Source organism: Corallococcus llansteffanensis (assembly GCF_003612055.1).
In the GTDB taxonomy this organism is placed as follows: domain Bacteria; phylum Myxococcota; class Myxococcia; order Myxococcales; family Myxococcaceae; genus Corallococcus; species Corallococcus llansteffanensis.
Genome location: NZ_RAWB01000135.1, coordinates 1 through 19,197 on the forward strand (window position 1 = coordinate 1; position 19,197 = coordinate 19,197).

Annotated in this window: 14 protein-coding genes; 9 read left to right on the plus strand and 5 right to left on the minus strand. The window is 71.4% G+C overall.

Translation table 11 applies throughout. The annotated features are described in order from the left end of the window. Together D7V93_RS14965 and D7V93_RS14970 are read right to left on the minus strand one after the other, a co-directional pair. Window positions 1-573: vWA domain-containing protein (locus D7V93_RS14965; protein WP_147451185.1), on the minus strand; the 573-nt coding region annotated here is incomplete at its 3' end. Between the two features lie 21 nt (window positions 574-594). Further along, a complete protein-coding gene (locus D7V93_RS14970) occupies window positions 595-1,353 on the minus strand; it encodes a DUF4159 domain-containing protein (RefSeq protein ID WP_120614813.1) in 759 nt (252 codons plus the stop codon). A 56-nt stretch (window positions 1,354-1,409) separates the two neighbouring features. On the opposite strand from D7V93_RS14970, the gene D7V93_RS14975 reads away from it, so the two are divergent. The 4 genes from D7V93_RS14975 (at window position 1,410) to D7V93_RS14990 (ending at window position 5,541) form a co-directional block, all read left to right on the plus strand. Next, window positions 1,410-1,673 (plus strand): molecular chaperone DnaJ, encoded by a 264-nt coding sequence (locus tag D7V93_RS14975; protein ID WP_120644061.1) that lies wholly within the window; start codon window positions 1,410-1,412, stop codon window positions 1,671-1,673. A gap of 27 nt (window positions 1,674-1,700) precedes the next feature. Next, on the plus strand, window positions 1,701-2,408 hold the full coding sequence (locus tag D7V93_RS14980) for a hypothetical protein (protein ID WP_120644062.1): 708 nt from the start codon (window positions 1,701-1,703) through the stop codon (window positions 2,406-2,408). 81 nt (window positions 2,409-2,489) lie between these two features. Further along, window positions 2,490-3,947: a DUF6250 domain-containing protein gene (locus D7V93_RS14985; RefSeq protein WP_120644063.1), complete on the plus strand. Its 1,458-nt coding sequence runs from the start codon at window positions 2,490-2,492 to the stop codon at window positions 3,945-3,947. Between the two features lie 28 nt (window positions 3,948-3,975). Further along, the gene (locus tag D7V93_RS14990; protein ID WP_120644064.1) at window positions 3,976-5,541 is read left to right on the plus strand and encodes a beta-ketoacyl synthase N-terminal-like domain-containing protein; all 1,566 of its coding nucleotides are present in this window, start codon (window positions 3,976-3,978) and stop codon (window positions 5,539-5,541) included. A gap of 22 nt (window positions 5,542-5,563) precedes the next feature. On the opposite strand, the gene D7V93_RS14995 is transcribed toward D7V93_RS14990, so the two are convergent. Continuing rightward, the gene (locus D7V93_RS14995; RefSeq protein ID WP_120644065.1) at window positions 5,564-6,133 is read right to left on the minus strand and encodes a hypothetical protein; all 570 of its coding nucleotides are present in this window, start codon (window positions 6,131-6,133) and stop codon (window positions 5,564-5,566) included. Window positions 6,134-6,229: 96 nt separating this feature from the next. Continuing rightward, window positions 6,230-7,372, minus strand: a complete 1,143-nt coding sequence (locus tag D7V93_RS15000) for a sigma-70 family RNA polymerase sigma factor (protein ID WP_120644066.1) — start codon at window positions 7,370-7,372, stop codon at window positions 6,230-6,232. 68 nt (window positions 7,373-7,440) lie between these two features. Between D7V93_RS15000 and D7V93_RS15005 the strand changes: the two genes are divergently transcribed. Next, window positions 7,441-9,600, plus strand: coding sequence for a DEAD/DEAH box helicase (locus D7V93_RS15005; protein WP_120644067.1), 2,160 nt, complete (start codon window positions 7,441-7,443; stop codon window positions 9,598-9,600). A gap of 23 nt (window positions 9,601-9,623) precedes the next feature. Here D7V93_RS15005 and D7V93_RS15010 read toward each other — a convergent pair whose 3' ends face one another. Next, entirely contained in the window at window positions 9,624-10,145 is a 522-nt protein-coding gene (locus D7V93_RS15010) for a helix-turn-helix domain-containing protein (RefSeq protein ID WP_244237322.1), read from the minus strand. A gap of 50 nt (window positions 10,146-10,195) precedes the next feature. Here D7V93_RS15010 and D7V93_RS15015 point away from each other — a divergent pair, with 50 nt between their 5' ends. From D7V93_RS15015 to D7V93_RS15030, 4 genes are all read left to right on the plus strand, one after another. Continuing rightward, window positions 10,196-11,425, plus strand: coding sequence for a Glu/Leu/Phe/Val family dehydrogenase (locus tag D7V93_RS15015; RefSeq protein ID WP_120644068.1), 1,230 nt, complete (start codon window positions 10,196-10,198; stop codon window positions 11,423-11,425). Between the two features lie 87 nt (window positions 11,426-11,512). Next, entirely contained in the window at window positions 11,513-12,730 is a 1,218-nt protein-coding gene (locus D7V93_RS15020) for a threonine ammonia-lyase (RefSeq protein WP_120644072.1), read from the plus strand. 51 nt (window positions 12,731-12,781) lie between these two features. Further along, complete coding sequence (locus tag D7V93_RS15025) at window positions 12,782-14,146, plus strand: peptidase MA family metallohydrolase (RefSeq protein ID WP_120644069.1); 1,365 nt, start codon at window positions 12,782-12,784, stop codon at window positions 14,144-14,146. A gap of 137 nt (window positions 14,147-14,283) precedes the next feature. Continuing rightward, a partial coding sequence (locus D7V93_RS15030) for a hypothetical protein (protein WP_147451186.1) occupies window positions 14,284-19,197 on the plus strand: 4,914 nt, incomplete at its 3' end.

Below are 19,197 nucleotides of genomic sequence, written 5' to 3' on the forward strand. Positions count from 1 at the left end.
CTTCAGCTCCGCGTTGTCCGCGCCGTCGCTGAACAGCAGCACCCCGGACAGCTTGCGCGACCCCTGCCCCGCCGCGCCCGCGGACCGCAGCGCCGCCAGCAGGTCCGTCGTCCCCGCGCGCGCCGGCTCACTGCCCAGCTGCGCGGGCGTCACCGGCGACAGCTCCGGGTCCACCCCGTACACCTCCACCGTGAAGCGGTCCTGCCACGCGGCGAACTGCGGCGCGGCCTTCTCCAGGAACGCCGCCACCTGCGCGCTGCGCGTGGGCCCGCCCGGCTCCGACGGGAAGTTCATGGACGCCGAGCGGTCCACCAGCACCGCCACCCGGTTCTTCATCCGCGCCACCTGCAGGTGCCGGATGCCGGGCTCCAGGAGGAAGAACAGCGCCGCCACGCCCGCGCCCAGACGCAGGCCCCACAGGAGCAGCCGCCGGCCGCGAGACGGCTCGCGGCGCACGCCCCAGGCCGCCAGCCCGATGCCCAGCACCAGCCCCACCGCCAGCAACACCAGCGCCCACGGGGGCAGGGGCGAAAGGCTGACGAGCTTCCACGCGTTGAAGGACGGGGAGTTCATTCGGTCGCGCGCCAGGACACGTCAGCGCCGCTTGTTGAGGATGAGGGGCAGGTGCACCGCGTCGTCCTTGTAGTCCAGACACAGCGCATACATGCACAGGTTGATGCCCAGGCGGATCGCCAGCTCGCGCTGCGGCTCGCCGCCCGGGGACACGTCGAACTCATAGTCGCCGGACTCGCTGCGGCTCCACGCGCCCGCCACGTCGTTCTGCGAGTACAGCACCGCCGCGCGCTTGCCCACGCTCGCCACCAGCGGCAGCGGCTTGTGCAACAGCCGCCCGGGCGCCGCGTCCAGCAGGAAGAAGGACTTGAAGACGACGTGCGTCGACGGCGCCTCCTTCAGCGGGTTCTGCGGCAGCACCCGCGCCATCTCCCGGCGGAAGCTCGCGTCGAAGCCGTCCCCGTCACTGCCGTCATTCGCATCCGCGAACACGAAGCCGCCGTACGTCAGGTAGCGGCGCAGGTTGGACACCTCCGCGTCGGTGAGCGGCGGAAAGCCCCCGTCCCCCCCGAAGTAGAGGAAGGGGTACTCGAAGAGGTCCGGGCTGCTCAGCGCGAACGGGCGCGCGTCCGGCACCACCTCCACGGACGTGCGCCGCTGCAGCTCCCACGCGAGCCGCCGCAAGCCGGACAGCCGGCCGTCCCAGCGGCCGCCATGCCGCGCCACGGCCGGGATGAACCGGCTCTTCTCGCCGAAGGCGGACGCACGCCGGGACAGCAGCGGGACGAGCGCGGAAGTGCCGATGAGGAGGTTTCGACGGGACAGGGGCCGCACGGGCATGGGGACGTGCTTATACCGTCGGCGGGTGCCTGCATTCCCTGGTATAGACGCGCCCCATGGCGAAAGGCGGACAGACGCCCCCGGAGCCCGGCTCCGACGAAGTGCGCGCGGCCTGGGCCCGCAAGGACGCCGGTGACGTGGCCGGGGCCCGCAAGGACGCCCGACGCATCCTCGCCCAGAGCCCCTCCCCCGAGGACCGCGACCTGGCCGAGGCCCTGCTGCGCGCCACCTCCACGCCCCGCGCCCTCTACGGCTTCGCCCTCCTGGGCGCCGTCCTCCTCGCCCTTCTGCTGGGGCTCGCCCTGACCCGCTATTCCTAGCGGCCAATGTCAGTAGGATGACGCGCCATGGAAGGCTTCCTCCTGGCACTCAAGTCCTACCAGACCTTCAACCCCTCGGCCTGGGTGGGCATCTACCGCCTGCTGCCCATGTGGACCGGCGCCGTGGTGGCCGTCGTGGGCCTGGTGCTGCTGCTCGCGGGCGGCGGCCGGCTGTTCCGCGTGGTCGCGGGCCCGATAGGCGCGGTGATTGGCCTCGTGTGGACGGGGCTCGTCACCCAGAAGCTGGGCCTCGTGGGGCTGGATCCGCGCCTGCCCACCTTCGTGGCCGCGGCGCTGATGGCGCTGGGCTTCCTCTTCCCGCCCGCCATCACCTTCGTGGGCATGGGCATCCCCCTGGGCCTGCTCGCGGGGGAGATCGCCGGCCCCACCGACTTCCTGCTCGGCTTCGCTCCGGGCTTCCTCGTGGGCGGACTCGTGGGCGCGTTCCTCCACCGACAGCTGAGCGGCATCGTCGCGTCCGCGGCGGGCGCGTGGCTGCTGGTGATTGGCGCGCTCGCGGCGCTGCACCAGTTCGGCGGGCTCGTGGAGGCCGCGGCCAGCCGCCCCTGGGGCGTCATCATCGCCGCGCTCCTCTTCGCGCTCGCCGGCAGCATCTACCAGCTCGCCATGCGCCCCACGCCCGAGGAGTCGGACAAGAACAAGGCGGAGCGCGAACAGTTGAAGCAGCGCCAGGCCGAACAGCGGGCGCTCGAGAAGCGGTGGGGGGTCAAGTAACCCCCGCCCGGCAATCCTTTACGCCGGGGGGGCCGGGGCGTACATTCCGCCGCCTTTCCCCCCGGAGTTCCCCGAGCATCGATGGGCCAGGCCAGTCGCAAGGACAAGGAAAAGCAGGTCGAGTCCCCCGCGGCGGCGCCCCTGCCGGCCTCCCCCGGGGCGCTCCCCGCCGAGGCATGGCGCAAGCCCGCTGGACTCACCCGCCGGGGCTGGGCCGTCCTCGTCGGCATCATCGTCTTCATCCAGTTCCCGCTCATCCACTACGCGCTCTTCCGGGGCCAGGCGGACCTCACCGCCACCATCCCGTACGCGCAGTCCTTCAACGACCCGGCCGTCGTCGCCCGCGACTTCTTCTCCACCGGCGCCTACTGGCGCGTGACGGGCGGGGAATTGCTGGGCCCCGCGCCCAAGAACAACCCGCTGTGGCTCCAGGCCGCGCTGCCGGATGACGTGGCGGTGGAGTTCGACGTGCGCCCCGAGTACCCCGAGGGCGACATCCGCGTGGAGCTGTTCGGCAACGGGCGCGACCCGGCCTCCGGCTACGTGCTGGTGCAGGGCGGGTGGAACAACGGCCTGTCCGTCATCGCCCGGCGCGACATCAACGCCCCCGGGCTGGACGCGCTCCAGCGCCGCGCGGCCCGCATCGCGGAGCGGGGCGGAGGCCAGGGCGCTGACCTCGTCGCCACCGGCGTCTTCCAGAAGGACACCGCCATGCGCGTGGAGTCCCGCGTGGGCACGCCCATCCAGGCGGGCCGCGTGTACCACTGGCGCATCGAGCGGCGCGGCAACGTCCTCAAGTGGGCCATCGACGGCACGCTCGTGGCGGAGCTGGACGACCCGTTCCCCTTCAAGGGCAAGGGACATGACCGGCTGGGCCTGTCCGGTTGGGAGTCGCAGCTCTTCTTCGACAACCTGCGCGTGGGCACCCCGGACTCCATGCCCGCCACCATGGCCGTGAAGGAGGAGCCCACCCTGCCCCCGGGTCCCTCCGAGGACGACTTCAACCGCGCCACGCTGGGCGCCGCCTGGAACGTGACGAACCCCGCGGGCGTGACGCTGGAGGACGGGGCGCTGGTGGTGCAGGGCCTGGGCAACCGCCCGGTGTGGCTCAAGAAGCCCCTGCCCCCGAACGCCACCATCGAATTCGACGCGTGGTCCGACACCGCCGACGGCGACGTGAAGGTGGAGGCGTGGGGCGACGGCCGCTCCTTCTACGCGGGCGACCCGCGCCTGCAGTACACCGCCACCGGCTACGTCTTCATCTTCGGCGGCTGGCGCAACACCCAGTCCGTCATCGCCCGGCAGCACGAGCACACCAACGACCGCGCGGTGCGCGACGGCGCCGTGGTGACTCCCGGCCAGCACTACCACTTCAAGATCACCCGACGGGACGGGCTCCTGTCGTGGGAAGTGGATGGCAAGCCCTTCCTGACCCTCCAGGACGCCTCGCCCCTGTCCGGCCCGCGCAACCAGTACTTCGGCTTCTCGGGCTGGCAGACGCGCGTCCACTTCGACAACCTGAAAATCCAGCCGCTGTAGTCTTCCCCCGGCGGCGAAGGAAACATCCGTGCGCAGAGTCGGAATCTTCGGCTGGGGCGTGGTTGCCCCGCGTTCCCCCAACATCGAGGCCTTCGCCCAGAACCTCGCGTCGTCCGAGACCTGGCTGACCCCCTTCAACGGCTTCGGTCCGGACAACTTCCTCGTCGGCAACCCCACCTTCGACCTGGCCGACTACAAGCCGTGGATCGACGCCCGCTTCCCCGGCAGCCGCTTCTCCCAGTTGGAGCGGAAGATGGGGCAGCCCACGCAGTACGCCATCGGCGCCTTCATCCAGTCGCTGGCGCAGAACCCCGGCATCGAGAAGGAGCTCCAGGAGCTGGGGGCCCGCGCGCACGTGTACGTGGGCACCGGCCTGGGCGACCTGCCCACCATCCAGAACATCTCCCTGGACCTCTACCGCGCCCAGCGCCGGTGGGACCGCTTCTGGGCCAGCCCCGAACACAACAGCGCCGTGCGCGCGTGGCGCGAGACGCGCGAGCCCCTGCCCGACATGCCCCCGGAGCCCTCCACCATCGAGGAGGTGGACCGCGACAAGGCGGAGGACGACTGGTGGCACTTCTGGGCCGGCCGCTCGCCGGAGCTGCGCGAGTACCTGGAGGATCTGCGCGAGATTGAATCCATGGGCGTGCCCGACGAGGGCGACGTGGAGTCCGCCAAGCTCGCCGTCATCAAGGAGAAGCGCACCCGCAACGGGCGCCTGCAGAAGAAGTGGAGCTCCCCGGAGCCGCCCTGGAACGCGGTGTCCTCCAACGTGCTGTGGAACATCCACAACACGCCCGCCTCGCAGGTGTCCATGCTGGGGCAGATTACGGGCATGACGTTCGCGCCGGTGGCCGCGTGCTCGTCGTTCGGCTACGGCCTGAAGCTGGCCATGAACGCCATCCGCCTGGGCGAGGCCAAGGCCGTGGTGCTGGGCATGACGGACGCGGCGCCCAACCCGCTGGTGGTGGGCGGCTTCTACAACGCGCGCGTCATCTCCGCGGACGCCGCCGTGTCCAAGCCCCTCACCGCGCTGCGCGGCACGCACATCGCCGGGGGCGCCGTGGTGTGGGTGGTGGGCGACTACGAGCACTTCACCGCGAAGGGCTTCAAGGCCCTGGGCCTGGAGCCCGTCGCGGTGGGCGTCACCGCGGACGCCGACCACATCATCACCCCGTCCAAGGAAGGCCCCACGCTGGCCATCCGCGAGGCGCTCGCCTCCGCCGGCTGCGAGCCCAAGGACGTGGGCGCCTGGGACCTGCACGCCACCGCCACCCCGGGCGACTTCCTGGAGGTGCAGAACCTGCGCGACGTGCTGCCCGACTCGGTGCTCATCACCGCGCGCAAGGGCACCTTCGGCCACGGCATGTCCGCGGGCGGCGGCTGGGAGCTCACGGCGCAGTACCTGGGCGCCGAACAGGGCAAGGTCTTCCCCACGCCCCTGGCCGCGTCGGAGCTCAACAAGCAGATTGGCAAGGTGCACCGCCGCTTCGTGTTCGACCACGAGGAGCCGGCGCCCGAGGGGTGCTCGGGCAAGCTGTCCATGGGCGTGGGCGGCATCAACGCCTGCGTCATCTCCCGCCCCTGGAAGTAGCCCCGGGGCGCGGGAGCGCGCCTCACGGATACTTGGCGGACGCCTCGGCCTCCAGCGCCGAGGCGGCCTTCGGGTCGAGCCGCCGGAGGAACTCCAGCTCCAGCTCCAGGTCGCGGTAGCTCTGCTTCTGGGCCGCGCCCAGGCCGCTGGTGCTGCGGCCCACCGCGTTTGGATCCGCGAGCTTGCCGGACGACGAACCGCCACCTCCCGAGTCCGTGTAGCTGACGCCCACCGACTGCTGGACGCGATCGTTCCGGAGCGCGCGCAGCACGCACCGGCCATCCCGCAGCGTGATGCCCTCGATGAGGTAGCGCGTGGAGGACGTGGGGCCCAGCGTGCCGCCGCCCGAGTCCAGCCACTCCGTCTCCAGCACGTAGCGCCCCTGCAGCTCGCGCCACGAGTAGCCGTGCTCCTCCATCGTCGCCTTCACCTCCGGCCACAGCTCCGCGAGCGGTCGCGAGTAGGTGACGGTCGCCGTGCGGTCGCGCAAGTAGGCATGGCGCTGGGGGCCGGCGCACCCGGCGAGGAGGCCGGACACGACGAGCACGGCGGACAGGACCCACGACGGGGCCCCACGGGGAATGTGGCGCATGGGGGCAACCTCCCGGACGAGGAAGCAGCAGGGGACAGGAAGCGCCAGCATAGCGCGCCCCTCTCAGCCCATGCGCCACCCCTCCCCGCCGGGCAGCTAGCCCTTGGGCACCGCCACCATGTCGAAGTCCGGGATGCGCTCGCGCATGAACTCGCGCATCCGGTTGATGAGGGCCGCTTCAATCTGCCGGGCGCGCTCGCGGCTGACGCCGTACTTGTCGCCGATGTCCTGGAGCGTCAACGGCTCGTCCGCGGTGAGGCGGTGCTCGAAGATGTAGCGCTCCTTGCCCTCCAGCGTCTGGGCGAAGGCGGCCAGGTTCTCCCGGAAGAGGGCCTTGAGCTGCTCGGAGCCCAGGCGCTCGTCGGCGGGCACCGCGTTGGAGGGCAGGTAGCGGTCCGCGCGGGTGGCGCGCGAGTCCTCGTCGTTGCCCAGCGGCGCGTCGATGGACAGCTCGTCGTGCCCCAGCCGCTGGTCCATCTCCACCACGTCCTGCTCGGTGACGTTGAGGCGCTCGGCCAAGAGGCGCGGGCTGGCCTCGAACCCCTGGGAGATGAGCTTCTCCTGCTCCTGGCGCAGCTTGAAGAAGAGCTTGCGCTGGGCCTCGGTGGTCCCCAGCTTCACCATCTTCCAGTTGTCCATGATGTAACGGAGGATGTACGCGCGGATCCACCAGGCGGCGTAGCTGCTGAGCTTCACGCCCCGGTCCGGGTCGTACTTCTTCACCGCCTGCATCAGCCCGATGTTGCCCTCCTGCACCAGGTCCAGCAGCGACAGCGGGTTGCGGTGGTACTCGTGCGCCAGCTTCACCACCAGTCGCAGGTTGGAGGCCACCAGCCGGTAGGCCGCCCGCACGTCTCCCGTGGACTGGTACTCCTTGGCCAGGGTGTGCTCCTCCTCGCGGGTGAGCAGCGGGTGGCGCGTCACCTCCGCCATGTAGGCCTGGAGGGGGTCGCGGTTGGTCAGCGCGGGCGCGTTCTGGGCGCGCACCAGGGCGGCGGCCTCGGCCTTCGTCGGGGTCCGGACAGGGGCGAGCGGCGCGGGTTCCTCGATTTCCGCTTCCACCTCGTCCAGCTCCGCCAGGTCCGGCTCCAGGGTTTCCGGGTCCAGGGCCAGCGCCTCGCCCTCCTCGACCTCCGCCTCGGCTTCGTCGAGGGGGGCCTCCGGGCGGACAGGCGCCGCGGGACGCTTCGCGCGGGCCTTGGGGGCCGGGCTATTGGTTCTCTTCCTCCCATTCGCCATGCGCGCTCCATACCCCAAAGTGCCGCGATTGTTGCCAGAGGGTAATGCAGGGGCTATGCCCATGCCCGATGAGCGACATCCAAGAGCCCACGCCGGGAGCCCCGGCGCCTGACGAAGCCACGACGCGTCCCGGCGAGTACATCGCGGACATCAGCTTCGAAGACATGAACCTCTCCGAGCCCCTCCGCCGCGCGCTGGCGGATCGCGGCTACACGAACCCCACCCCTGTGCAGGCCAAGGCCTTCGGCCCCGCGATGGCGGGCAAGGACCTGATCGTCCGCAGCAAGACGGGCACGGGCAAGACGGCCGCCTTCGGCCTGCCCCTGCTGGAGAAGATTTCCCCCGATGAGAAGCGCGTGCGCGCCCTCATCCTCTGCCCCACGCGCGAGCTGGCGCTCCAGGTGGCGGAGGAGCTCACCACGCTCGCCAAATACAAGGGCGTGAAGGTGGCGGCCATCTACGGCGGCGCCTCCATGAAGCAGCAGGAGGATGCGCTCGAAGAGGGCACGCCCATCATCGTGGGCACCCCGGGCCGCGTCTTCGACCACATCAACCGCGGCAACCTGAAGCTGGACGGCTGCGACCACGCCATCCTCGACGAAGCCGACGAGATGCTGAACCAGGGCTTCTACGAGGAGGTCACCCGCATCCTCGACCGCCTTCCGAAGACGCGCCAGGTGCTGCTCTTCAGCGCCACCGTCCCCACGGACATCCAGAACCTCATCGCGCGCTACACGACGAACGCGGAGACGCTGCTGCTGTCCGGCGACGTCTTCACGGTGGAGCACATCCACCACATCCGCTACGACGTGTCGGATCAGTTCCCCAAGCCGCGCAACCTCATCTACATCCTGGAGAAGGAGGAGCCCTCCAACGCCATCATCTTCTGCAACACGCGGGATGACACGGCGCTGGTGACCGCGGTGCTCAACCGCAACGGCTTCGACGCGGAGCTGCTCAACGGAGACCTGCCGCAGAAGGAGCGCGAGCGGGTGATGGGCAAGGTGAAGCGCGGCGAGGTGGCCTTCATGGTCGCCACGGACATCGCGGCGCGCGGCATCGACATCTCCGGGCTGGAGTACGTCATCAACTACTCCCTGCCGGAAGACCCCGCCGTGTACCTGCACCGCGTGGGCCGCACGGGCCGCATCGGCAACAAGGGCACCGCCATCAACCTCTTCTCCGGGCGCGAGCTGGCGACGTTCTCCGTGCTGGAGAAGAAGTACGGCATCAAGTTCGAGATGCGCGAGATGCCGGCCCCGGAAGAGGCCATGCACCTGTGGACCGAGCGCCACGTGCGGGAGATCCGCGAGGCCACCGGGTCCAGCATCTTCGAGGGCTTCCTGCCGCTGGCGTCGCAGCTGAAGACGCGCAGCGACGCGGACGACCTCATCGCCTTCCTCATCAAGTACTTCTTCAGCCACCTGCGCATGGAGAAGGCGCAGGCCGCCGGAGAGACGGAGAAGCGCGAGCCGGTGGAGCAGCGCAAGCCCCTGGAGCGCCGGGGCAAGGACCGCGAGCGCGAGCGTGAGCGTCCCCCCCGCCGCGAGGACCGGGGCGAGCGCACGGAGCGCACCGAGCGTCCCGCCGCCCCGCGCGCGGAGCACCCGGAGCGCGAGCGCCGTCCGCGCCGCGACGAGGCCCGCCGCGAGGACCGGGGTGAGCGGGGCCTCCGCTCCGCCGCGCCCGCCGCGCTGGAGGCCGGCCCGGGCGAGGTGAAGCTCTGGGTGAACCTGGGCATGGACGACGGCATGGACGAGGCGAAGCTGCCCGCCACGCTGGAGTCGCTGGGCGCCCCGGGCGGCAAGGTCATCAAGGCCCTCACGCGCCCCACCTACGGCTACGTCTACGTGCCGGAGGCGGAGGCCCCGGGCTTCGAGGCCCTCAACGGCAAGACGCACGGCGACAAGGCGCTGAAGCTGGAGCGGCACCGTCCGCGCGGCCAGCGTGAGGAGCGCCGTCCCCGCCACGAGGCCCTGCCGGACCTTCCCGGTCAGGCGCGCCTGTGGGTGGGCCTGGGCCGTCAGGAGGGCCTGGACGAGGCGGGCGTCGCCGCCGCGCTGGAGGCCGCGGGCGCCCCGGCGGGCAAGGTGCTGCGCACGGACCTGCGCCCCACGTATGCGTATGTCTTCGTCGCGGAGGAGGACGTGGCGGGCTTCGAGGCCACCCACGGCAAGCCTCACGGCGAGAACAAGACGCTGAAGGTCGAGCGCGCGAAGCGGAAGTAGTCCCGTCTTCCTGAAGTCCCGAACTACGGCGCGCCTTCCGAACCGGGAGGCGTGCCCTGCGAGGGCGCCTTCTTCCTGCGGGCCCGGTGGTAGTGCGCGGTGCACAACCCCCGGGCCAGCACGGGCCGGCCGCAGTCCGGCGCGGTGCAGGACGCGGGCACGGGCTCCCGGGCGGCAGGCGTCGCGGCGCCCGGGCTTCCGCTGAACATCACGTCCGCCACGGCCAGCAGGCGGTCCACGTCCCCGCGGCCCAGTCCCCGCACCCGAACCCACTCCACCAGCCGATGAGCCCCCGCGTCCTCCAACCGGAACAGCTCCCACAGCGGCAGCTCCAGCGCGGCCGCGACCTGGAGGAGCGTGTCGTAGCTGGGGTTGCGCTCGCCGCGCTCCAGCAGCGACACGAAGCTCACGGAGATGGCGCACCTTTCGGCGAACTCCTCCTGGGTGAGACCGCGCCGCTCGCGCAGGCCGCGGATGCGCCGGGCCAGTCCCTGGAGGTTGGAGCTCGCGTCGCTGGGGTCCCCGGGGCGCATGGACGAAGCCATCGTAGCGCACCCCTTCTGTTAAGGTTTTCCGACCAGGAGCCAGCCCCACCATGAACGCCGTCGACGGCACCAACTACTACTTCCGCAAGGCCGCGCGGGTGATGGACGTGGGCACGCCCATCGAGACGCTCCTGGCCACGCCCCTGCGCGAGGTGAAGGTGCAGGTGTCCATCGAGATGGACTCCGGTGAAATCCGCACGTTCCTGGGCTACCGCATCCAGCACGACAACAGCCGCGGCCCCATGAAGGGCGGCCTGCGCTACCACCCCGCCCTGGACCAGGACGAGTGCGTGTCGCTCGCGTCGCTGATGACATGGAAGACCGCGGTGGTCAACGTGCCCTACGGCGGCGCCAAGGGCGGCGTGGCGTGCGACCCCGCGCAGATGAGCCTCAAGGAAGTGGAGCGGCTCACGCGCAAGTTCGTGGATCAGATTCAAGACGTCATCGGGCCCACGCGGGACATCCCCGCGCCGGACGTGAACACCAACCCCCAGGTGATGGCCTGGGTGATGGACCAGTACTCGCGCTACCACGGGCACTCGCCCGCGGTGGTGACGGGCAAGCCCCTGGAGCTGTACGGCTCCAAGGGGCGTGAAGCCGCCACCGGGCGGGGCCTCCTGTACGTGTGCCGGGAGATCCTGCGGGATTTGGGCATGCCGGTGAAGGGCACGCGCTTCGCCATCCAGGGCTTCGGCAACGTGGGCAGCCACATCGCGCAGCTCATCTGGGGCGACGGCGGCGTCGTCGTGGCCGCGTCCGACGTGCTGGGCGGCATGTACAACCCGGTGGGCCTGGACGTGCCGTCCCTCTTCGAGCACGTCAAGCGCACCGGCACCGTGACGGGCTTCAGCGGCGGGACACCGTGTCGCAACGAGGACGTGCTCGCGGCCGACTGCGAGGTGCTCATCCCCGCCGCGCTGGGCCACGTGCTCACCCGCGACAACGCCAACTCCGTGCGCGCGCGCCTGGTGGTGGAGGGCGCCAACGGGCCCACCCAGCCGGAGGCGGACGACCTCTTGGAGAAGCGCGGCATCTTCGTGGTGCCGGACATCCTCGCCAGCGCGGGCGGCGTGACGGTCAGCTACCTGGAGTGGGTGCAGAACCTCCAGCACGTCTCCTGGGAGGAGGACCGCGTCAACGCGGAGCTGGAGAAGACGATGAAGGAGGCCTACGACCGGGTGGCGCAGATTGCCCGCTCCCGGAAGGTGTCCATGCGGACGGCCGCCTACATCCTCGCCATCGGCCGGGTGGGCAAGGCCACGGTGCTGCGCGGCATCTAGCGGCCGTCTGCCGCATCGCGTCCAGGCAGGCGCCATTCACGGCGTCGCTTCCGTACGGGGCCGGCTTCCGCTACACGGCCGGCCATGATGGTCACCCTGCAGGACATCCAGGCGGCGCGCGAGCGGCTGCGCACGGCGCTGCGCCCCACGCCGTGCCCCGCGTCCGACTACTTCACCGAGAAGACGGACTGCGCGGTGGTGTACTTCAAGCTGGAGAACCTCCAGCGCACCGGCGCCTTCAAGGAGCGCGGCGCGCTCAACAAGCTGCTGACGCTCACGCCGGACGAGCAGCGCCGCGGCGTCATCGCGGCCTCCGCCGGCAACCACGCGCAGGGCGTGGCGTACCACGCGCGCCGGCTGGGCATCCGGGCCACCATCGTGATGCCGGAGCGCACGCCGCTCATCAAGGTGACGCGCACGCGCGACGACTACGGCGCGCGCGTCGTCCTCAAGGGCGCCAACTTCGACGAGGCCTACGCGGAGGCGCTGCGCATCCAGGCGGCGGAGGACCTCGTGTTCGTCCATCCGTTCAACGACCCGTATGTCATCGCGGGCCAGGGGACCATTGGCCTGGAGCTGCTGGAGCAGTGCCCGGACCTGGAGCTGGTGCTGGTGCCGGTGGGCGGCGGCGGACTCATCTCCGGCGTGGCGTGCGCGCTCAAGGAGACGAACCCGCGCATCCAGGTGGTGGGCGTGCAGGCCTCCACCATCGCGAGCATGAAGGCGTCGCTGGACGCGGGGAAGCGCACGGAGCTCACCGCCGCGGGCACCACCATCGCGGACGGCATCGCGGTGAAGATCCCGGGCGAGCTCACCTTCGAGCACGTCCGCAAGTACGTGGACGCGGTGGTGACGGTGGACGAGGAGGAGATCGCCGCCGCCATCCTGATGATGCTGGAGCAGGAGAAGTCCGTGGCGGAGGGCGCGGGCGCCGTGGGGCTGGCCGCGCTCGTCAACGGCCGGGTGCCGCAGGCGAAGGGCAAGCGCGTCGCCATCATCGTCGGGGGCGGCAACATCGACATGAACGTCATCAGCCGCATCATCGAGCGGGGGCTCGTGAAGGCGGGCCGCCTGGTGCAGCTGGAGGTGCGGCTGCCGGACCGGCCGGGCATGCTCGCGCGGCTCACCACGCAGATCGCCGAGATGCGCGCCAACGTGGTGGACCTGCACCACGACCGCGCCTTCTCCAAGGCGGGCCTGGGCGAGGCCACGGTGGAGGTGATGCTGGAGACCACCGGGCATGCCCACATCCAGGAGCTGATGGCGGCGCTGGAGTCGCAGGGCTGGCAGGTCGCCCGCACGTAGGGCGAGGGACCTTGCGCGGTTGCGCCGGCGTTGGGCGATACTGGGAATTCCATGACGACGCCCTTCATCGCCATCCTGTTGCTCGCCGCCGCCCCTCCGCCGCAGAAGGCCAAGGAGCTGGCCGCCCAGAAGCAGTGGGAGGAGCTGTACCTGGCCTTCGCGGCGGCGGATCCGTCCGGGTACCCGGAGGCGCAGCGGCCGCTCGTCGCGGGCCCGCTGCTCAAGGGCTGCGAGGCGCTGCTCGCGGAAGACGCGGTGATGGCGTACTCGCTGGGTGAGCGCGCGGTGGCGTTCCAGGAGACGGCCGGGGCGCTGCGGTGCCTGGCGAAGTCGGCCCTGAAGACGGATCAGCGCGCGTCCGCGGAGGAGGCGCTGAAGAAGGGCCTGGAGCACTTCCCCAAGGACGGCGCCTTCGGGCTGGAGCTGGGGCGGTTGCAGTTGCAGGACCAGGACTCGGCGGCGGCGCTCGCCACGCTGGAGCGGGTGCCCGCGAAGTCGAAGGAGTCCAGAGAGGCGCGCCAGTTGATCCAGCAGGCGCGCGCGAAGGCGTCGGTGGAAGGGGCCGCGCGGCGCGAGGCGGAGCGCCTGGAGCAGCGGATGAACGGCGAGGGGGACACGCGCACCGCGAAGGGGTCCGAAGGCGGCGCGGACATCCGTCCGGCCAGCCTCAGCTACGAGTCCGGCGTGGGCAAGGACGGCATGCGCGTGCGCGCCAACCGGCGCTTCTCCATCCGCTACTTCAACAGCGAGCGCGACTTCGGCCAGCGCGCCGAATACGAGGGCAAGGTCGTCTCCGCGCTGGACGAGGCGTATGACTTCACGCAGCGGACGCTGGGCCAGGCGCGCGAGCGGCAGCTGGACGTCGTGCTCTACACGCGCGACGAGTTCCGCACGCACCTGGGGCCCACCTACGCGGCGCGGGTGGCCGGGCTGTACCACGACAACGCCATCCGCATGAACGACGCGGCGGAGCTGACGCAGCAGACGAAGGCCACGCTGGTGCACGAGTACGTGCACGCGGCGTTGGATGAGATCTGCACCGGCGGTGGAGACGTGCTGCCCCGCTGGTTCAACGAGGGCCTGGCCGAGTACATCGAGTGGCGCTACCTGGGGCTCGACGGACCTCCGCGCAACCTGAAGGACGTGATGCGCGGGGCGGCGAAGCAGGGCCGGCTGCCGAAGCTGATGGAGATGGACACCCGGGCGCCCATCTCCATGGCGTCGCCGGAGGTGGCGTACGGCACGTCCGCCATGGCCGTGCGGGAGCTGGTGCGGCTGGGCGGGGCGGAGAAGCTGTTGTCCTTCGTCCAGTCCGTGAGCCGGGCGACCCCCTTCGAGAAGGCCCTGCAGACCGCCTACGAGAAGGACTTCGCCGGCCTGGACGAAGCGGTGCGTACCGCCCTCTCGGGGAGGTAGCGGCCAGTCGGGCTTGGCGGATTGGTTTACCCCCTGGCGGGAGTCTCCTAGACTCGCGTCCCCCAAGATTTTCGCTGCGGCGGTCCCCGTTTGACGCTGGCGCAGCAAGGTGACGGATGTCCGATACGCGCGCCGCGATGAGAGAGTTCCGTTTCCTGGACGAGAAGCGGAAGCTGGGAAGCCTGTCGGCTGTCGAGGAGGCTCGCTGGGTCGAGTTGCGGGGCCTGTTGGGCATCCAGGAGGCGGCGGACACCGCGGCGGCGGCGGCCCAGGCGTGGGCCCAGCCCGAGCAGCCCCAGGGCTACTACGGCGAGGACGGCCAGTGGTACGCCTACCCCGCCGGCTACGAGCAGCCCCAGGGCTACTACGGCGAGGATGGCCAGTGGTACGCCTACCCCGCCGGCTACGAGCAGCCCCAGGGCTACTACGGCGAGGACGGCCAGTGGTACGCCTACCCCGCCGGCTACGACCCCAACGCGGCCTATGATCCGAACGCGGCGGCGTGGCCCCAGCAGGGCTATGACCCCAACGCGGTCCCGGCCGGTACCGACGCGGCCGCGGATGATCCGAACGCGGGCAATGCCCAGGCCTGGGCGGCCTACGACGCGGCGCAGGCGCAGGCCGGGTATGCCCCGCAGGCGCCCGCGGATCAGGACAACCTGAACCTCAGCACCGACGACATCGACATCCCCTCGCTGAGCGAACCCGCGCCGTGGATGCCGCAGCCCGCGGCCACGCCCGTGGCGGCGGAGGAAGGCGCGGCGGAGGCCTGGGACACGAGCGCGGAGGAGGACTTCTCCGGGCTCTCCACGGCGACGCCGCCTCCGGTGGCCGTGGCCGCGCCCGAGCCGTCGCTGGAGGATTCGTTCGCCGACCTGTCGATGGAGGTGGAGACGGAGGCGCAGGCCCCGGTCACCTCCGGGCTGGATCCGATGGCCGAGGCGCTGGCCTCCGCCGAGCACGCGGCCGGAGAAGCGGACCTGCTGGCGGCCGAGCCCGAGGCCGAAGCGGTGATGGCCGAGGACCTGGCGCCCGCGCACGTGGACGCGGCGTGGGACGCGGCGCCGCTCGCGGTGGAGTCCGACGAGGCCCGTGACGCCGCGCTCGATACGACGCCGCTCGCGGTGGACGCGTCGGCCCCGGCCGAGGGTGGGACGTCGGATTGGGATTGGAGCGACGTCGCGACGACGCAGGCCGGTGCTCCTGCTCCGGCGGGTGGAGAGGTGCTGGAGGCCTCGGCCGAGGCGGTCGCGACCGACGCCGGTGCGGCGTGGCAGTCGGAGGAGGCCGCTCCTGCGACCGGCGAGGAGATCGCGCTCGGATCCGGAGACATCGCGGAGGCGTGGGCGGACAGCGACGCGGCCTCGGAAGTGCCCGCGGAGGAGATCGCCCTGGAATCCGGGGACGTCGCCAACGCGTGGCAGTCGGATTCAGCGTCGACCAGCACGGCGACGTGGCAGACCGACGAGGCGGAAGCTCCCGCCGAGGAGCTGGTGCTCGGCTCGGATGACGCCGGGGCGACGTGGCAGGCCGGTGGCGAGGCTTCCGTCGAGACGCCCGGGGCTGGCTCGCTCGATGCGGCGGCGACGTGGCAGACCGGCGGATCCGCTTCGGAGGAAGCGCCTGCCGAGGAGATCGCGCTCAGCACGGAGGATGTGGCGACGAGCTGGGAGGCCGGCAGCGAGGCTCCGGCGGAGACGTCCTCCGACGAGATCGCGCTCAGCACGGACGACGTCGCGACGAGCTCCGATGAGATCGCGCTCGATGCAGGCGACGTCGCGGAGGAGAGCGCGACGGCCTGGACGGAAGCGCACGGCGAGGAGCAGGGCATTGGAGCGTCCGCGCACGCCGCGGAGGCGCCCACGTTCGACGTCGCTGACCTGGGCGCCGAGGAGCCGCAGGAGACGCTCACCCCGCCCCCGTCTCCGTTCGCGGAGGACTCGGGGATCCCATCGCTGCGGATCCGCAGCATCCCGGTGGGCCCGGACGTCGAGGCCGACACGCTCGAGCTCGGTGCGGACGACGTCGAGCCGACGTCGCTGTCCGAGGCGCGTGCGACCCTTGTTTCGGAACAGTGGACCGAGCTGAACGGGAATTCCGACGAGGCCGTGCCGCTGGCCACCGCGAGCGAGTCGCTCGCCGAGGCCCAGTCCACCGAGGCATCGGCGTGGACCGACGTGGGAGAGGACGCGCAGGCCGAGTGGTCCGCCGAGGGAACGCCCTCGGATCCGACCGCCACTGTCGGGTTGCAGGAGGAGTCCGCGCCCATCGAGCTGCAGCCCGAGTGGGCCGCCGATGCGGTGGAGCCCGCCGCCGAAACGCCGGCCTGGGCGCAGCCGTCCGAGGAGTCCTCGCCCATCGAGTTGCAGCCCGAGTGGGCCGCCGAATCGTCCGAACAGTCCACCGGGACCGCGACGGCCTCCGAATGGAACCCGGCGGCGGAAGGGTCCGCGACGCTCGAACTGCAGCCCGAGTGGGCCGCGACGGAGGACCCCGCCTCCGGTGAGGCTGCGCCCATCGAACTGCAGCCGGAATGGGCGACCCCGGAGGAGGCCACGCCCGAAGCGGCGGCCCCCGCCTCCGAGTGGGAGACTCCGGTTGCCGAGACCGCCTGGGCGGTGTCTGGCTCAGGACCGGCGGCCACCGCCGACCAGGGCAGCGGAAGCGCGCCGACTGAAGAAGCACCACTGATCGAAGCGCAGGCCGATTGGGCCACCGAGGAAGCCGCCACGGACCCGGCGTCGTCGGATCCGTCCAGCGAGTCGGCCCCTGTCGAAGCCGCGCCGCTCGAAGCCCAGCCTGAGTGGGCTACCGAGGAAGCCGCGCCCGTCGCGCAATCGTCCGAATGGGGCACTCCGGAAGAAGCCGCGCCCATCGAGGCCCAGCCCGAGTGGGCCACCGAGGAAGCCGCGCCCGTTGCCACGCAGTCGGAGTGGGCCACCGAGGACGCCGCGCCCGTTGCCACGCAGTCGGAGTGGGCCATGTCGGAAGAAGCCGCGCCCATTGAGGCACAGCCTGAATGGGCCACGGCTGAGGAGACCGCGCCCGTCGCCGTGCAGACCGAATCGGCCACGACGGAAGCAGCCGCGCCCGTCGCCGCGCAGGCCGAGTGGGCCACCGCCGAAGAGGCGACTCCTGCAGCCGTGCAGTCTGAGTGGGCCACGACGGAAGACGCTGCCCCCATCGAGGCGCAGCCTGAGTGGGCCTCGACGGAAGACGCTGCCCCCATCGAAGCGCAGCCTGAGTGGGCCACGACGGAAGACGCTGCACCCATCGAAGCGCAGCCTGAGTGGGCCACCGCCGAAGAAGCCGCGCCTGCCGCTGCACAGTCTGAGTGGGTTGCGGCTGAGCAATCCGCGCCTGTCGCCGCGCAGTCTGAGTGGGCCACGTCGGAAGACGCCGCCCCCATCGAAGCCCAGCCTGAGTGGGCCTCGGCCGAAGAAGCCGCGCCTGCCGCTGCACAGTCCAAGTGGGCCATCACCGAAGCAACCGCCGCCATTGCCGCACAGTCCGACTGGGCCTCGTCGGAAGACGCGGCCCCCATCGAAGCGCAGCCTGAATGGGCCACCGCCGAAGAAGCCACGCCCGTTGCCGCGCAGGCCGAGTGGGCCGCGAGCGACGAGGCCACTCCTGGTGCCGCACAGGCCGAGTGGGCTACGACCGCAGCGGCCGCTCCTGCTGCCACGCAGGGCGAGTGGGCCACTGCGGAAGAGACCGCTCCCGTCGCGGCGCAGTCCGAGTGGGCGACGTCGGACGACGCCGCGCCCATTGAGGCACAGCCCGAGTGGGCCACGTCGGAAGACGCCGCGCCCGTCGCAGCCCAGCCCGAATGGGCAACGCCGGACGACGCCGCGCCCATCGAGGCGCAGCCCGAATGGGCCACCGCGCAGGAGACCGCGCCCGTCGCAGCCCAGCCTGAGTGGGCCTCCACCGAAGAAGCCCCCATCGAAGCGCAGCCCGAATGGGCCACCACGGAAGACGCCGCGCCCATTGAGGCACAGCCTGAGTGGGCCACCACGGAAGACGCCGCGCCCATTGAGGCACAGCCTGAATGGGCCACCTCGGAAGCGGCGGCGCCCGTCGCGGCTCAGTCCTCGTGGACGACGTCGGACGACGCCGCGCCCATCGAGGCGCAGCCCGAGTGGGCCACCACGGAGGAGACTGCTCCCGTCGCCGCACAGGCTGAGTGGGCCACCACGGAGGAGACTGCTCCCGTCGCCGCACAGGCTGAATGGGCCACCTCGGAAGAGACTGCTCCCGTCGCCGCACAGGCTGAATGGGCGACGTCGGACGACGCCGCGCCCATCGAGGCACAGCCCGAATGGGCCACCTCGGAAGAGACCGCGCCTGTCGCCGCGCAGCCTGCCTGGGCCACCTCGGAAGAGACTGCTCCTGTCGCCGCGCAGCCTGAATGGGCGACGTCGGACGACGCCGCGCCCATCGAGGCCCAGCCCGAATGGGCCACCTCGGAAGAGACCGCTCCCGTCGCGGCGCAGGCTGCCTGGGCCACCTCGGAAGACGACGCGCCCATCGAGGCCCAGCCCGAATGGGCCACGGCTGAGGAGACCGCGCCCGTCGCTGCGCACTCCGAATTCGCGACCACGGAAGAAGCCGCGCCCATCGAGGCGCAGCCTGAGTGGGCCACCACGGAAGAGGCTGCCCCTGTCGCCGCGCAGCCCGAGTGGGCCACCGAGGAAGCCCCCATCGAAGCGCAGCCCGAGTGGGTCACCGACGAAGCCGCTCCGGCCGCGCCGCAGGCCGCGTGGGCCACGTCCGAAGACGCCGCGCCCATCGAGGCCCAGCCGGAATGGGCCACGGACGGATCCGCCGTCGCGGCCGAGCCCGAGTGGGCTGCCGAAGAAGCCCCCATCGAAGCACAGCCCGAGTGGGCCACCGAGGAAGCCGCCCCCGTCGCGGCTCACTCCGAGTGGGCCTCCGAAGAAGCCCCCATCGAAGCGCAGCCCGAGTGGGCCACCTCCGAGGAGGCCGCTCCCGAGGCGTCCTCCGCGTGGGCCGCCTCCCCTTCCCCGGCCACCCAGTCCGCCTGGGCC